Genomic DNA, 16,147 nt, shown 5'->3' on the forward strand with positions numbered 1-16,147 from the left:
GTTTACTCTCCTACTATTAATTTAGGTGCATAATAAAATATTTCAGCACCTGAACTTTGTGCCGACTGACAAGCAGGAAGCACTGCATCCGCCCGGAACAGATACCAGTTATCGCCATGACGAAAACCTAAGTTGACCCCTTTCTCGGCAGCAAAGCATTTATTTAAATTACTGATCGGCCCCAAAACCCAGCGATGCGATGAGCTCTGCAGCCAAGCTGCTGCGTCTTTCGGCTGTGGTTCATCAGGCTGTAAATAAGAAAAGTGATACAAAGGGCGGTTCGCAAACAGTAAAAACTGTTCACGGAAGTTAGTCAGCAACAACTCATCCTGCGGAGCTAAACGCTGGCCAACCTGCTGCATGATTTGTTGCGGTGTCCGTAAATTGTTCATTAACGGATATGACCAAAAACCATAATGTAACCACAACAGGATTAACGTCGCCAATATGGCTGTCAGCGGTTGCCGGCGAAGTAACCAATTCGCACCTAATCCCAGCAGCCCCAATGAAAACCCGAGCAGAACCGGGGATTCCATCTCACCCAGTTTTGCCAAGATCGCGGGTTTCAGCAGTAAAACAATACCTGCCAGTACAAACAAACCACTTAACAACCAGCCCAATCCAGCCAGTAAGCGGGCTGGCCAGCGGCGGTTCAGTTGTTCGGGCAACCAATAGGCCACCAGCAAAGCAAGTGCTGGTGTCGCCGGTGTAATATAAACACCGCGTTTGCCTGCTGATGCGGAAAAGAACAGCAAGATCAGTAATAAATATCCGACCAAGAGGATCACTGGACGCTGCCCGTTACGGACATCACGCTGACCTTGCCAGACCATCCACGGCAACAGCAATGACCAGGGTAACCAAAATGAAGGGATCACATTAACCAGATAAAACCAGAATGGCTGAATATGATGCCAAGCATTTGCATAGCGGGTTACCGTTTGTCGGAACAGAATGTTATTTCGATAGGCTAAAAACTCAGGGATAGGATGATGTTGTACCGCCAGCAACATCGGCACCAGCCACAACGAACAAGCCAGCAGCATCACTAATGGCCCCAGACATCCCTTCAACCACTGCGCCTTGGTGGCCTGTCGGATTTGAGTCCGGTGCGTCCAGAGTGCAGGCAACAGCATCAACGCTGCCACAATTCCCACACCCTTGGTGATGATCCCCAATCCAGCAGCAAACCACCCGAGGTAATACCAACGCCAACCGCCGCCTGCGAGTAAAAATCTCAGGAAACCATACGCACCCAAGGTAATGAAAAAAGTAACCAGTTCATCGATTTGCGCTTGTTTAGCCTGAACAGTGAATTGAGCAGTAAACAAGAGGAACAACCCGGCACGGAAAGCTGTTGAGCGATCCCACATACGACGAGCAATATCATAGACCAGAACAATACAACCCAAGCCGGACAGTAAGGACGGTAAGAGAAACGCGACCCGCAATGACCCCGTAATCAAATACCCTAATGCAATGCCCCACATAAACATCGGCGGTTTATCGGGATATATTTCACCGCCACGAAATGGAAACAACCACTGACCAGACTCCAACATCTGTTTGGCCACCAGCGCAAAGCGGGGTTCATCCGCTGGCCATGGATCGCGCAGCCCAATTCCTGCGCCCAGAATCAGCAATCCCAGCCCCAGAAGAAACAATAAATTGAGCCGGTCACTTTGCCAGCCCTGCAATACTTGACGATCAGTTATCATAACGGTTCCAGAAATGAGACCCGGCAATTAATGCGGAGCCCTGTCACGGCGCCACCCGCGGTGCTTAATGTCCAGTCGAAGACTATACAAGGCAGTAAACGCCGGAAAGATATTCTGCAATACCCCCACGGAATCCTGCTTGGCCGAAAAGAGGAAATAGCCCAGTGTCATCAGGCTGCCACCGACGCTCATATACCAGAAAAGTCGTGGGATCACAGGTTTGCCGGCACGTTTCGATGCCCAAAACTGCACTAGCCAACGACCGCCAAACATCAGGGCACCGGTGTAACCGATAATTTTCCACCCCGTCACATGAATACCAGTCCACTCCAGCCAAGTAATGGGCAGATCCAACCATTCAATCGCCATTCAGGATCTCCTGAATCACAATTCGTTTCGCGCGATGCTGTAACCAGCGAACACCAAATACATCGACCAGCCCAACCCACAGACGGTTCCATACACCATAATTGGAGACACCCGCCATGCGAGGGCGATGATTAACCGGATGGATCATCATTTCGCCACCCAGACTCTGAATCAGAGCCGGAACGTAACGGTGCATATGGTTAAATGCAGGTAACTGAACATACCAATCACGACGTGTAGCTTTTAAACCACAGCCGGTGTCAGGAATGCCATCTTTCAGCATCCAGTCTCTAAATCCATTGGCTAATTTGGATGACAGTCGCTTTACCCAGTCATCACGGCGAGTCACACGATGCCCAATGATCCCCACTTTTTTCGGATCTTTCACATATGCGGTCTGCAATGCCGTTAACATACCGGGAATGTCTGCCGGATCATTTTGTCCATCCGCATCCAATACCACCAGCCATTCGCCCTTGCCATGTCTGGCACCATTCAGTACGGAGAAACTCTGCCCCACCGATTGTTGATGACGGATCACTTTCAGTTTATTAAAACCTTCATCGCGAATGGCCTTCAAAACCGCAAACGTATCGTCGGTACTGCCGTCATCGACATAAATCAATTCATAATCAAAAGCGCCATCCATTGCAGTTCTGATTTCACTGATTAATGGGCGTATATTTTCTGACTCATTCTTTGCGGGGATAACAACGGTAACTGCTGGTTGGTGTAAAAACGCTTCAGCGTGCTCACAGGTCATGTTTTATTCCTGATACTTCCGATAATGCCCTAGCGACACAAGGGCCAAATTAGCTGTTATTTTGCCTGATCCGGCGCTATGACTAAATAGCCGATGCAGGTTGATGTGTAACAAAAAGCACAAATAGCCCCTATTCTGGAGAAACAGCTTAATCAGCAAAGCTGATATAATCCTTAAAATCTCATCTTGGTATTTATATTTTTTATGCAATCAGATTATTTTCAGCGCTTTGGTGGCATAGCTCGTTTATATGGTGAAGCCGCATTACTGCGTTTTCAGCAAAGTCATGTCTGTGTCATTGGCATTGGCGGTGTCGGTTCATGGGCAGCAGAGGCACTCGCACGCTCCGGTATTGGTCAACTGACGCTGATCGATATGGATGACGTATGTGTCACCAACACTAATCGTCAAGTGCATGCGTTGCAAGGTAACGTCGGCAAGCTGAAAACCGAAGTCATGGCTGAACGTATCCGCTTAATTAATCCGGAATGTCAGATCAATATCGTGGATGACTTTATTACCGAAGAAAATCTCACAGGACATCTCGACACCCATTTCGATTTTGTCGTTGATGCCATCGACAGCCTTAAAGCCAAAGTTTCTTTGCTGGCTTACTGTAAGCGCCAGAAAATTCCGCTAATCACTACCGGCGGTGCTGGCGGACAAAAAGATCCCACTCAGATCGCCATCATCGATCTGGCAAAAACCACTCAAGATCCTCTCGCCGCTAAAGTCCGCGCTGAGCTACGACGCAAATTCAACTTTCCCCGGGATCCCAAAAAGAAATTTGGCATTCCCTGCGTCTATTCTACCGAGCAGTTAACTTATCCGGATGGCGCCGGCGGGACATGCAGCGCTAAAGCCAGCAGTGACGGCAATATGAAGATGGATTGTGCTTCCGGATTTGGCGCTACTACCGTTGTAACCGCCACTTTCGGATTTGTCGCCGTCTCTTACGTGCTGCAAAAATTAAGCGGAAAATAAAAAACCACAAAGGTATTCTGTTGGCCTTTGTGGTTTTTCTAAATTCAAAAAGAAATAGATTCAGACGGTTAAGCCGTCTGATTCAATAACACCATATCTGCAAATAGCTTGCCCTGCAGAAAATCGATCCCTAACTGGCATAACGTTTCGCGATGTATTTCATCGTCAACACCCGCCGCCAACATAGGAACACAATTACTTTCGGCAAAAGAAATCCAACGCGCCCATTGATCTTCCGGCACTTGACGGATATCCATGCGCAACATATCGACAGGTAAAGACATTGCCGTGATCTGCATCAGTAATTTCACGTCAAAACAAAAACGCACGCCGCACTGCCGTAAATCAGCAATAATTTCAGACAGATTGGACTGCTTATTGTTTGAGTCTAATTGCATCACATTAACCATGACCCAACGGTTTGCACTTGGATCGGCCAACAGCAAGAGTGCCTCAATGACTTCCTCTTCCTGCAATGAATCGGCAAACAGATTAATACAACAGCAGCCAGTCAGATGATGAGTTCGCAGTACGGGCTCTGCCATACGACAAACTTCGAGATCAAGGTTCTGCCGTAAACCCATATGGTTTACGATCTTCATAAACATCGCCGGATCTTTGTGCTGCTTATGCAACAACATCATTTCGTGACCATATAATTCGCCTTTCTGGCGAAAGATTGGCTGAGCCACAAACCGCAACGATGCTTTATTCAGTACGGCAGGTAATCCGTCTAGCATGAGATTCCTCCACCTCGAATTCTCTGATAACCATTCTAAACTAATCGAAATTTCGATTAATGTGCTCTAGTAGTAATTTTATGCAGATAGTGCGCAAAAATCACTCATTTTTTTCCACACAGCCTGCAATCCATTGGTTCTGGATGGTGTTATATGCTGAGCTAACCCTAACTCGGCAAAGTAAGATGCTACTTGGATCTGTTGGATCTTGTCAGCAGGCTGATGATTAGCAACTGCTAAAAGTGTGATCAATAACGATTTTACGATGCGAGATTCACTGTCTGCGACGAAATGATAGATCCCGTTATTGTCCCGATAAGGCAACAGCCACACCCTACTCTCACAGCCACTCACTTCTAATTCCGTCTGACGCCACTCTAAAGGTAGCGCTGGCACCTTTCGTGTCAACTGTAACAACTGACGGTATCGCTCATCCCAACTGGTGCTTTGTCCTAATAATGTTCGGATAAAGTCGCCATCCAGTCCGGTTCCGGCGCCGATTGGGTAGTTTACTATAAAATCGACCCGATCAGTCATGCAATAACTCCAATGCCTGACGCAATGCCTGCAGGAAAATATCGATTTCCATTTCTTTATTATAGACGCCCAGCGAAATGCGCAAGGTACCAGCCAGCCCCAACGTATTTAGCAAGGGCATCGCACAATGATGTCCGCTTCGCACAGCAATGCCCTGCGCATCAAGCAACTGACACACATCGTGATGATGAGCATGCGTAAAGACGATCGAAACGAGCCCTTGGCGCTCTGTGGGTTGACCGACTAATTCGACGCCCTCTATCGGTTGTAAACCGTGGATCAAGCGCTGTAATAATGCTTGCTGATAGGCTTCCGCCCCGGCCGCCTGTTGTTCAGATAAAAAGTCCAATGCAGCCGATAAACCGATTGCTTCGGCAATGGCTGGGGTTCCGGCTTCAAAACGCAAGGGTGGTAAATTAAATTCGCTCTCGACAAATGTCACTGTCCGGATCATCTCGCCGCCAAATTGCCAAGGTGCTAACTGCGCCAGACATTCATAGCGACCATATAAGACACCAATGCCTGTCGGGCCATATGCTTTATGACCTGAAAAAGCATAAAAATCACAATCCAGTGCTTGCACATCAACAGGTGAATGCGCCACGGCCTGAGCACCGTCGATTAAGGTCATCGCACCGACTTGTTTAGCCAAACGAACAATTTCGGCAACCGGATTCACGGTTCCCAGTACGTTGGAAACATGAACAAGTGCAACAATCCGGGTTTTCGTTGATAACATCGCCCGAAAGGCCAATAAATCCAGTTCACCAGAGCTTAACAAAGGAATAATGCGGAGTTTAGCGCCGGTCTGCTGGGCGATCTGTTGCCAAGTCACCAGATTGGCGTGATGTTCCATCGCCGAAAGCAGGATTTCGTCACCAGCCTGCAGATGACTCTTCCCCCAAGTGTTGGCAACCAGATTGATCGCTTCGGTGGTACCTCGCGTCCAGATAATTTCATCGCTACTGCGAGCATTCAGGAATGAGGCCACACGCTGTCGAGCCTGTTCAAATCGTTGTGTTGCCCGGCCAGCCAATGAATGAGCGCTACGATGGACATTGGCATTGTCGGTACGATAGAAATCCAGCATGGCCTGTAACACGCATTCAGGCTTATGTGCGGTGGCAGCACTGTCGAGATAAACCAACGGATGGCCGTTGATCTGTTGCTGCAAGATCGGAAACTGATCGCGCACCTGCTGTATGTCAAAAAAGGTCATAGCGTGAAACCACCCACCAAGAGAGGGCCGCCATGATAACGTATTCTTATCGCTTCTGGAAAAAAACGCCGAATGGGGCGAATGTTCCATCACTGTCGTACAAGCAAGACAGTGACAGAACATATTCATGAGGAGAGGTTATACAAAGGCCCGATCACAAGCACAGACCGATGGATCGATCTTCCAGTGTACAGGTTAAAGCTTGTGTGGCAGCCGGATTGCTTACTACACGAGTCACGTCAGAGTGGCAGTTTTCAAGGATGGGTTTGGTGACATCCGAGTAGCGCCATCCTGACAACAACGATGGCAGATGCGGATGTTGCGGCGACCAGACCAATGCTTTCCATTTTTCATGGCCGTGTTCATAGAGCTTATCGTAGTTTTTACACAGCGAAGTGGCGAATTTCTTGACGAAATCTCTGCGCGGCTTATCCCGGAATTGTGCAGTGACCAGATATGACTGCACCATCATGACGGGCATGTGTCGCGCTAAAAATGGATAGTTTTTCTTGTCAGCAAAACCAATGCTGTAATCTTTCAACAGTGATTCCGTTGCATCATTTTTGATATTCGTCGCCAGTAATTTGTAATCCTTTCCCAATCGTTGCAGCAAGGGCAGCGGTTGGCCACCAATGATGACAACCACATCGACTTTGCGCTCTTCCGGACCCGCATCAGGATGGGCCAGATGCCACAATGCCGAACGAACATAACGGGTGCTGTCGTCCGAACCAAGTACGCCCGTTTCAATGAAGGGTTTAACGATGACTGGGGCCTTGCCAAACAATTTAAAATAGATATTTTTCGCGGTCAGATTCGTACCACTGCCTTCCGGGCCGATGGCCAGACGTTTTCCTTCGATGTCCTGCAACTCCTGCATCGGTGAGTCTTTATGGACGACAAAGTAGATCTCTTCACTGTAAAGTGGCGCGACAACCCGTAGTGAGTTTAATAATTCTGTTGCCCACTGCCGGATCGCGGGATCCGGATCATGTTGCTCTAAATTGACATAAGTCTGATAAACATCTGACTGCACAATCGCGAAGGAGACGCCCTTGGTTTTACTCAGCGCCTTGATGTTGTCGACATCACCTTTTGAAACCAGATTCTGTAATTCCGGGCTCACATATTCTTTCAGTTCATTACCGATCTGGTAATAGGTATCACTCTGACTGCCGGTGGTGATAGCATTAGCAATCGGGGCGGCAATACCATCGCTCTGCCACAGCATTAAAAGAAAAATAGCCTGCACACACTTCAATCGTAAACGCATCCTGTGTTCCTTACTGTTATATTGCTTATTGCTCATTCCGTTAATGACACAGCTCTGCCGCACGATCCTCCGCAGAGCACACCATTTGGGATTCTTTTACTGATTCAGGCGACACCGCAGGATGGTGTTGCGTTCCTACTGATGGCTCATTCGCCTGTTGTGGTGCATCATGGGGCATCGTCACGCTGGACACAGCACCGGAAGGGATTTTTTCTGCTTGAAGATGAACGGTCGTGTTCGATTTGGTCATGGCCGTCTTTTCTGACGGAATGACCGGTGAGGCAGAGCGAGACGCCTGTCTTTTGCCGGATGACGGGGTTGTAACGGGTTGTTCATTAACCGAGTGATATGCTGCGGACAAGCTAGATAACATCTTGTCTGGTGTAACGCCGGGATAAATAAATTTCATGACGACCAAGACCAGCGTGATGATAAAAACCGTGACTATGATGCCGATGATCCGCCAGTCATACTGGGTCGTTTTCATTTCAATCCCTGAATTCACATAAGCCATGATGTACACCTCCACAAGGTATCTTTTCTGCGTTTTGTTATACTGCCCGCCCGAGACGCTCTGTGGTGATGGTAACAAGGCATGAAACTCAATCCCCGACAACTTGACGCGATGCAGTTTGTATCCGGCCCTTGCCTGGTTCTTGCCGGTGCGGGTAGTGGTAAAACCCGAGTCATCACGGCAAAGATTGCCTACTTGATCCGTGAATGCGGCTATTCCGCACGCCATATCTTCGCGGTCACGTTTACCAATAAAGCCGCCCGAGAAATGAAAGAGCGTGTGGCCCATACGTTAGGCCGTAAAGAGGCTCGCGGGCTGACGGTTTCTACCTTCCACTCTCTGGGTCTGGATCTGATCCGGCGGGAACATCAGCACCTGAATCTGAAAGCCCATTTTTCCCTGTTTGATGACACCGATCAGATGAGTCTGCTCAAAGAGCTGACCGAGACGGAGATACAGGGTGACAAGGTTTTGTTACAGCAATTAGTACAAACCATTTCCCGCTATAAAAATGATCTGATTTTGCCCGCGCAGGCGCTCAAACGGGCGCAAACGCCCGATGAACAGCGCTTTGCTCGCTGGTATGAGCGTTATCAGAAACAAATGAGTGCTTATAACGCGCTGGATTTTGATGACCTGATCCTACTGCCGACGCTGTTGTTAAAAACCAATGAGCAGGTGCGAGAACAATGGCAAAACCGTATCCGTTATCTGCTCGTCGATGAATATCAGGACACCAATACCAGCCAGTATGAGTTAGTTAAACTGCTGGTGGGGGAACGGGCGCGCTTTACGGTGGTGGGCGATGATGACCAGTCGATCTATTCATGGCGCGGGGCTCAACCGCAGAATCTGGTGCGTTTACAACAAGATTTTCCGCGACTGAATGTGATCAAGCTGGAGCAAAACTATCGTTCCAAGGGTCGCATCCTCAAATGTGCCAATATTTTGATTGCCAATAACCCGCATGTCTTTGATAAACAACTGTTCTCCGAGCTGGACTACGGGATGCCGGTTCGGGTCTTGATGGCCAAAAACGAAGAGCATGAAGCAGAAAAAGTCGCGGCGGAAATCATGGGGCATCGTTTCATGAACCGTACCGGCTGGAAAGATTACGCCATCCTGTATCGCGGCAATCATCAGTCTCGGTTGCTGGAAAAGGTGCTGATGCAAAACCGCATTCCCTACAAGATCAGCGGCGGCACCTCGTTTTTCTCCCGTACCGAAATCAAAGACATCATGGCGTACCTGCGACTGCTGGTGAACCCGGATGACGATAATGCATTCTTGCGGGTGGTGAATCTGCCACGGCGTGAAATCGGTCCGTCTACGCTGGAAAAATTGGGGCACTATGCCAATCTGCGCGGCAAGAGTCTGTATGCGGCCAGCTTTGAACTGGGGCTGGAGCAGCATCTGCATGGCAAGGGATTAAACAGTCTGCGTCATTTTTGTGACTGGCTATGCCGCATGAGTGGCAATGCGGCACGCGGCAACAGTGAAGAAGTCGTGCGCGATCTGATCAAGGACATCCACTATGAAGAGTGGTTGTATGAAACGTCGCCCAGCCCGAAAGCCGCCGAAATGCGTATGCAAAACGTCTCGACCTTATATCGCTGGCTGACCGACATGCTGGCCGGTGATGTGCAAACCGATGAGCCCCCGCTCAGTCTCAGCGAAGCGGTGGCACGTTTTACCCTGCGCGATATGCTGGAGCGCAACGAAGGGGATGATGAGTTGGATCAGGTGCAACTGATGACATTGCACGCCTCCAAAGGGCTGGAATTCCCCTATGTATTCATGATCGGCATGGAAGAGGGATTGTTACCGCATCAGACCAGTATCGATGAAGACAACATCGATGAGGAACGTCGTCTGGCCTATGTCGGTATCACCCGGGCACAAACTGAACTCTGTTTTGTCTTATGTAAAGAGCGGCGACAGTTTGGTGAAGCGGTACGTCCGGAGCCAAGCCGTTTTCTGTTGGAACTGCCGCAGGATGACCTACAATGGGATGCCCGCAAAGAGCCCGCCAGTGCGGAGCAACGCCAGCAGAAGGCCAAGACCGGGATCGCCAATCTACGCGCCATGCTGAAAGATAAGGGGTAACCATGTCTTATTCTCGCTGGACAATGACACTGCAGCTGAAGATCCGCTTAAGTTCACTGGCACTGGGGATTGTACCGGCTTTGGTCGTCCTCGGCTGGCTGGGTATCTGGATGCCCGCCGCTTTACGTACCGCCATGCTCGCCTGTTTTGACCGGTTGGGCACGCTGGTGTATTACCCGCTGGCAGCGTTTGCGCTGGCGGCCGGCTTTTTTATGGCCGCCTTGTGGCGACGTGAATTCAACTGGCAATATTTGCTAGAAGGCATACTGTCTGTATGGATGTTACTGAATTGGCCGATATACTGATGGCGGATCTGGCTCTTATGTCATAAACATGGCAGGATGAGAATAAACCACAGCAAACAGACAGTGGTCAGAGAAGGAATCAACAAGCTGATATGGTGGATAACATAATGCAAAACAACGAAATGAATAACATTCTGGAATTCGTGCGCGTGGCCCGTCTGAAAAACAAACTGACCCGTGAAATCGAAGACAACGCCCGCAAAATCCGTGATAACCAGAAACGCGTGGCTCTGCTGGCCAACCTGACTGAATACCTGAAACCAGGTATGAGCTACGAAGACATTCTGGAAATCATTCACAACATGAAAGGCGATTACGAAGATCGCGTGGATGATTTAACCATTTTGGGTGCAGAGCTGTCTAAACAGCGTCGTGAAGCCAGCAAACAACTGCGTAACTTCCCTCGCACCTTCCGTAAAGACGGTACCCCAGAATAATGGGGCAGACAGACGGCATCACTGCCGTCTGTTACATGCTATCAATTCCCAGCGATTTTCATTCGTTCAATCAAGACTGAGCCACTTTGCAGACTGCAACGCGGATCGATATCACTGCCAACTGCCACGATCTGACGGAACATCTCCTTGAGATTCCCGGCAATGGTGATCTCTTCAACCGGATAGACAATTTGTCCGTTCTCAACCCAGTACCCTGTGGCACCGCGAGAGTAATCACCGGTAACAATATTGACCCCCTGGCCCATCAGTTCACTGACGACCAAACCGGTTCCCATCTGCTTGATGAGTTCATCCAGTGTTTGCCCCTGACCATTCACACGCCAGTTATGAATGCCGCCAGCATGACCTGTCGATTGCATGCCGAGCTTACGGGCAGAATACGCCGTCAGCAGATAGGTTTGTAAAATCCCGTTCTCAATGATCGCGCGATCCTGGGTATGTACCCCTTCCCCATCAAATGGCGAGCTGGCCAGCCCTTTGGTCAGATGCGGGTATTCGTTAATTTGCATCCATTCTGGAAACACCATCTGACCCAGACTGTCCAGCAGGAAGGAGGACTTGCGATACAGATTGCCTCCGCTGATTGCAGAAACCAGATGCCCAAACAGGCTGTTGGCCGCTTCCGGCAAGAACAGCACCGGAACTTCGGTCGTCGCAATTTTACGGCCACCCAGATGTGAGACGGTCCGCTTCACAGCATCTTCAGCAATCGATTCCGGTGTCCACAGATCGCTCAATTCCCGGGCGGTACTGTAGCTGTAATCGCGCTGCATATCGCCGTCTTGCTCGCCGATCAGTACACAGCTCAACGAATGGCGACTGGCCGCATAGCCTTTCACAAAACCATGAGTATTCCCGTATACCTTAATGCCGTGGTGACTGGAAAAACTGCCACTGTCTGATTGCTTGATACGCTTGTCCAAAGACAATGCATGCTGTTCACAGCGACGAGCCAGTTCAATACCATATTGCGGATCCAGTGCAACCGGATATAACAGCGCCAGATCCGGTGCATCCCAGGCCATCAGTTCCCGGTCAGCCAGTCCAGCGCACACATCAACAGCGGTATAACGTGAAATTTCCAGTGCCGCCTCGATACAGCGGCGGATCGCACCAACGCTTAAATCTGCAGTAGAGGATGAACCTTTCCGGCCATCGCGATAAACCGCAATGCCCAGAGCACCGTCTTTATTAAATTCAATATTTTCAACTTCACCACCACGGGTATTGACCGAGATCCCCGTCTGTTTGCTGATCGAGATCTCTGCACTGTCCGCACCCAGCTCCTGTGCGATTTGCAGTGCATCTGCGACCACACGTTCGAGTTTATGTTGTTCCTGCAAAACCTGTTCTTGAGAGTTCATGTCGACTAATCCGCTCGCATTTTTTCACAGGCTATCACAGATACCTGTTACCATATAAGAGAGGAATAAAGAGAAGAGTGACACCATGAATCATCAAAAACAAACCCAGGACGATTGGGATGACGATTACGTCAGTAAAAGCGAGCTGAAACGAGAGGCCACCGCGCTGCAAAAACTGGGCGAAGAGCTGGTCAACCTCAAGCCTGCTGAACTGGAACGCGTGCCACTGGACGAAGATCTCACCGATGCCATCGCCACCGGACATAAGCTGAAAGGCAAACATGAGGCATTTCGCCGTCATCTGCAATATATAGGCAAGCTGATGCGGAACCGGGATATCGAGGAAATCAAAGAAGTCCTGGATCAGATCCGCAGCCGCAACAACAGCACCAATACCCGGTTACACAAACTGGAAAAATGGCGTGATCGGTTGTTGAGCGAAGGCGATGACGCCATCAATGCGGTACTAGCAGAATGCCACACGCTGGAACGGCAGAAGCTGCGTCAATTAGTCAGCCGGGTCAAAAAAGAACACGATGCGAATCAGCCCCCCGCTGCATTCCGTGAACTGTTCAAATATCTGCGTGAACATTTCGAAGAGATGTTATAACAACCCCCTCAAATACAACGGTGTGGTCACCAGCACACCGTTGCCATAGTTAATTACTCATCGAAGGTAAGACAGACAGCATTCAGACTGTCGGCTCGCTGCTTCACTCTTTCACTGTTGGCATTAATATTAAGCAATTGTTCAACATTGGAATGACCGAGAATCGTCAGTTGATTAAGGTTACGGGCGACGTCAGCAAGTGCGACACCTTGCTCTTGCGCTGCCGCCGAAATCTGAGTGGACAAATCGGAAACGGTATTCAGTACAACAATTACCTTATCCATACTCGCCGCGCTGGCATCCGTTTGTTTCACGCAATCCCGTGTTTGCTGCAGATTGTCATTCATGGTTTTTTCCCACGAGGTGAGAATCTGCTGAATATGCGTAATACTGGCCTGGATCTGTTCGGTCGCTTTATGTGTCCGGGTAGAGAGTGCCCGGACTTCATCGGCAACCACGGCAAATCCACGTCCCTGTTCACCGGCCCGTGCCGCTTCAATGGCCGCATTCAGCGCCAACAGATTAGTCTGGTCGGCAATGCCCTGAATTTCGTTCATCACGCCCCCGATCAACGCGGCTTCATCAACCATTTTACTGGCCGCCGACGAGGCAATTTCCGCCTGTGTTGCCAGTTGCGTGATCTGCTCTTTGGCACGAAACAGATTCTGCTCCGCCTCATTGCAATGCAATGAGGCACTTTGAACATTGTTGTTTGTATTATCTGTGGATTGTGCAATTTCGGCCGCAGCCTGATTAATTTCCGTTACAGCCGCGGCGATCTGCTGCAATTCCGCATCTTGCCGATCCACATCTTTTCTAACCTGTTCTATCGAGGCAAATAGACGACCAGCGGCTCGCTGTAATCCGGCTCCCGAATCCGCAACCCGCCCAAGAACCGTCCGCAATCGTGCCTGACCTAACTTGACATGGAAATCGGCAATACTAGAGAGTGAATGGCCAGAATAAATGTAACGTGTGATGCTGTCATAATCATTGGCCAAAGACGCTAGATAATGCGGAATCGCTACCAGTTGCGGGTAAAAAATGCCAAAGAGAACCATCTGGACCAGCAAAAGCACAACAGCCACACTCCAGCCCAGCCATATGACACTGCCAATCAGTGACAGCAGTGCAACCAAGCCGCCAATCCAGCGTTGATGATAACGATACTGAATAGTGACCGGTTTTCCAGAGGCATCCTTTTGTTTCAGTAGCCCGTAGATCCGCTTTGCACGTTCGACATACTGGATTTCGGGTTTACTGCGCACGGATTGGAAACCGCTGATTTTGCCCTGTTCATAAATTGGGGTGACATAAGCATCAACCCAATAGAAACGGCCATCCTTGGTTTTATTTTTAACCATTCCCCGCCAGGCCTGTCCGGCTTTCAAATGTTGCCATAGATCATGGAATGCCGATTTAGGCATGTCAGGATGACGGATCATATTGTGCGGATGACCGATCAGTTCTTCTTTGCTATAACCGGATATGTCACAGAAAGCCGTGTTGGCGTAGGTTATGTAGCTGTTAAGATCTGTGGTAGAGACTAATTGCTGCCCGTCAGAAAAAAAGACTTCCTGATCAGAATTGATATTCAGATTCATTGTTATCCCCCATGCTGCTATCTAAACAAATAGCCGATCCCGGGGAATTGTCAAAAAGCTGTATCGAAAATAAATGCTTATTTGTTACGGGTCACATAAAGGAAGGCATTTCGCCTTCCCTTAAGATTAAAAGTTACTGTGTACCACCGACCGTCATCTCATCCAGTTTCAGTGTCGGTTGCCCCACACCAACGGGTACACTCTGACCATCTTTGCCACAGACCCCCACACCCCGATCGAGCGCCAGATCGTTACCGACCATCGAGACCTGCTGCATGGCTTCCGGACCATTACCAATCAGTGTTGCCCCTTTGATCGGTGCGGTGATCTTGCCATCTTCAATCAGGTAGGCTTCTGATGCGGAAAACACAAATTTACCGGAAGTAATATCCACCTGACCGCCACCAAAATTGGGGGCATAAATACCTTTCTTCACCGAAGCAATGATCTCTTGCGGATCATACTCTCCGGGTAACATGTAGGTGTTGGTCATCCGCGGCATCGGTAGGGCCGCATAGGATTCGCGGCGACCATTACCGGTCGAAGCGCCTCCCATCAGACGAGCGTTGAGTTTGTCCTGCATGTAGCCTTTCAGAATGCCGTTTTCAATCAGCACGGTATGCTGGGTTGGCGTGCCTTCATCATCCACCGTCAATGAACCCCGGCGTCCGGCCAGAGTTCCATCGTCGACAATCGTACAATGCTTGGAGGCAACCTGTTGCCCCAGTTTGCCACTGAATGCGGAAGATCCTTTGCGGTTGAAATCACCTTCGAGCCCGTGCCCTACGGCCTCATGCAGCAGGACTCCCGGCCAGCCAGCACCGAGAACTACCGGCATCATGCCAGCGGGTGCATCGATCGCATCCAGATTCACCAGCGCCTGACGAACCGCTTCACGCGCATAGCCGTGCGCCCGGCTTTCACCGTGTTCAACTTCGAAGAAATAATCATAACCACAACGGCCACCACCGCCAGAGCTGCCTCGCTCCCGACGACCATTACGCTCTGCCAACACCGTGATGCTGAGACGCACCAATGGGCGAATATCGGCCACTAATGTACCGTCGGTCGCCGCAACCAGGATCTCTTCATAGACACCACTTAGCGATGCCATCACCTGCGTTACACAGTTATCCAATGAACGGGCAAATTGGTCCAGTTCTTCAAGCAACGCAATTTTTTGCGGTTGTGCAAGCCCCGGCAACGGATCCAGAGCCAGATAACGCGCCTGCGGTTGCGTAGGCTGCCAGATTTTTATCTGGCTATTACCGCCACTGGCTGCCACACCTCGGGCTGCAATTACCGCCTGCTGTAATGCATTGAGACTCAGTTCGTCGGAATAGGCAAATCCGGTTTTTTCACCGCTGATCGCCCGCACCCCCACACCCTGTTCGATGTTGTAACTGCCATCTTTAACGATGCCATCCTCCAGGATCCAGGATTCATGCACCCCACTCTGGAAATAAAAATCGCCAAATTCAATCTGATGACTCATCAACTGGCGCAATTGCTGCGCCAGAATATCCTGATCCAGACCATTTGCGGCCAACAGCCGTTCACTGACTTGTGGTAACAACATCAAA

The 16,147-nt window shown here is 49.7% G+C and carries 16 protein-coding genes; 5 read left to right on the forward strand and 11 right to left on the reverse strand.

From position 1 onward, the window contains the following. Nucleotides 1-2 precede the first annotated feature (2 nt). Genes H027_RS0106480 through H027_RS0106490 form a run of 3 tightly spaced genes read right to left on the reverse strand, consistent with a single transcriptional unit; the run spans nt 3 to nt 2,850 of the window. Nucleotides 3-1,718: an ArnT family glycosyltransferase gene (locus H027_RS0106480; protein WP_024871674.1), complete on the reverse strand. Its 1,716-nt coding sequence runs from the start codon at nt 1,716-1,718 to the stop codon at nt 3-5. Between the two features lie 27 nt (nt 1,719-1,745). Continuing rightward, nucleotides 1,746-2,087 (reverse strand): lipid-A-disaccharide synthase N-terminal domain-containing protein, encoded by a 342-nt coding sequence (locus H027_RS0106485; protein WP_024871675.1) that lies wholly within the window; start codon nt 2,085-2,087, stop codon nt 1,746-1,748. Beyond that, nucleotides 2,077-2,850 (reverse strand): glycosyltransferase family 2 protein, encoded by a 774-nt coding sequence (locus H027_RS0106490; protein WP_024871676.1) that lies wholly within the window; start codon nt 2,848-2,850, stop codon nt 2,077-2,079. The genes H027_RS0106485 and H027_RS0106490 overlap by 11 nt, the downstream gene beginning before the upstream one ends. Before the next feature lie 204 nt (nt 2,851-3,054). On the opposite strand from H027_RS0106490, the gene tcdA reads away from it, so the two are divergent. Then, the gene (gene tcdA, locus H027_RS0106495) at nt 3,055-3,834 is read left to right on the forward strand and encodes a tRNA cyclic N6-threonylcarbamoyladenosine(37) synthase TcdA (protein ID WP_024871677.1); all 780 of its coding nucleotides are present in this window, start codon (nt 3,055-3,057) and stop codon (nt 3,832-3,834) included. Nucleotides 3,835-3,902: 68 nt separating this feature from the next. Here tcdA and H027_RS0106500 read toward each other — a convergent pair whose 3' ends face one another. The 5 genes from H027_RS0106500 to H027_RS0106520 all read right to left on the reverse strand — a co-directional run bounded on the left by H027_RS0106500 (nt 3,903) and on the right by H027_RS0106520 (nt 8,117). After that, a complete protein-coding gene (locus H027_RS0106500) occupies nt 3,903-4,574 on the reverse strand; it encodes an EAL domain-containing protein (RefSeq protein WP_024871678.1) in 672 nt (223 codons plus the stop codon). Between the two features lie 78 nt (nt 4,575-4,652). Then, nucleotides 4,653-5,111 carry a SufE family protein gene (locus tag H027_RS17530; protein ID WP_024871679.1) on the reverse strand — a complete coding sequence of 153 codons (459 nt, stop codon included), beginning with the start codon at nt 5,109-5,111 and terminating at the stop codon, nt 4,653-4,655. After that, entirely contained in the window at nt 5,104-6,330 is a 1,227-nt protein-coding gene (locus tag H027_RS0106510) for an aminotransferase class V-fold PLP-dependent enzyme (protein ID WP_024871680.1), read from the reverse strand. Before H027_RS0106510 ends, H027_RS17530 begins: the two co-directional genes overlap by 8 nt. A 154-nt stretch (nt 6,331-6,484) precedes the next feature. Further along, nucleotides 6,485-7,603: a TAXI family TRAP transporter solute-binding subunit gene (locus tag H027_RS0106515; protein ID WP_024871681.1), complete on the reverse strand. Its 1,119-nt coding sequence runs from the start codon at nt 7,601-7,603 to the stop codon at nt 6,485-6,487. Between the two features lie 40 nt (nt 7,604-7,643). Further along, nucleotides 7,644-8,117 (reverse strand): hypothetical protein, encoded by a 474-nt coding sequence (locus tag H027_RS0106520; protein ID WP_024871682.1) that lies wholly within the window; start codon nt 8,115-8,117, stop codon nt 7,644-7,646. An 81-nt stretch (nt 8,118-8,198) separates the two neighbouring features. Between H027_RS0106520 and rep the strand changes: the two genes are divergently transcribed. The 3 genes from rep to H027_RS0106535 all read left to right on the forward strand — a co-directional run bounded on the left by rep (nt 8,199) and on the right by H027_RS0106535 (nt 10,965). Further along, complete coding sequence (gene rep, locus H027_RS0106525; protein ID WP_024871683.1) at nt 8,199-10,223, forward strand: DNA helicase Rep; 2,025 nt, start codon at nt 8,199-8,201, stop codon at nt 10,221-10,223. A 2-nt stretch (nt 10,224-10,225) separates the two neighbouring features. Further along, on the forward strand, nt 10,226-10,528 hold the full coding sequence (locus H027_RS0106530) for a hypothetical protein (protein WP_024871684.1): 303 nt from the start codon (nt 10,226-10,228) through the stop codon (nt 10,526-10,528). Between the two features lie 107 nt (nt 10,529-10,635). After that, nucleotides 10,636-10,965: a DUF496 family protein gene (locus H027_RS0106535; protein ID WP_202593434.1), complete on the forward strand. Its 330-nt coding sequence runs from the start codon at nt 10,636-10,638 to the stop codon at nt 10,963-10,965. A gap of 41 nt (nt 10,966-11,006) precedes the next feature. On the opposite strand, the gene pmbA is transcribed toward H027_RS0106535, so the two are convergent. After that, complete coding sequence (gene pmbA / locus H027_RS0106540) at nt 11,007-12,350, reverse strand: metalloprotease PmbA (protein ID WP_024871686.1); 1,344 nt, start codon at nt 12,348-12,350, stop codon at nt 11,007-11,009. Nucleotides 12,351-12,435: 85 nt separating this feature from the next. Between pmbA and yjgA the strand changes: the two genes are divergently transcribed. After that, nucleotides 12,436-12,960 (forward strand): ribosome biogenesis factor YjgA, encoded by a 525-nt coding sequence (yjgA, locus tag H027_RS0106545; protein WP_024871687.1) that lies wholly within the window; start codon nt 12,436-12,438, stop codon nt 12,958-12,960. 53 nt (nt 12,961-13,013) lie between these two features. On the opposite strand, the gene H027_RS0106550 is transcribed toward yjgA, so the two are convergent. Beyond that, a complete protein-coding gene (locus H027_RS0106550; protein WP_038149197.1) occupies nt 13,014-14,564 on the reverse strand; it encodes a methyl-accepting chemotaxis protein in 1,551 nt (516 codons plus the stop codon). A gap of 133 nt (nt 14,565-14,697) precedes the next feature. Beyond that, nucleotides 14,698-16,146 (reverse strand): metalloprotease TldD, encoded by a 1,449-nt coding sequence (tldD, locus tag H027_RS0106555; protein ID WP_024871689.1) that lies wholly within the window; start codon nt 16,144-16,146, stop codon nt 14,698-14,700. Between the last annotated feature and the right edge of the window lies 1 nt (nt 16,147).

This window comes from Tolumonas lignilytica (assembly GCF_000527035.1).
Taxonomy (GTDB): Bacteria; Pseudomonadota; Gammaproteobacteria; order Enterobacterales; family Aeromonadaceae; genus Tolumonas; species Tolumonas lignilytica.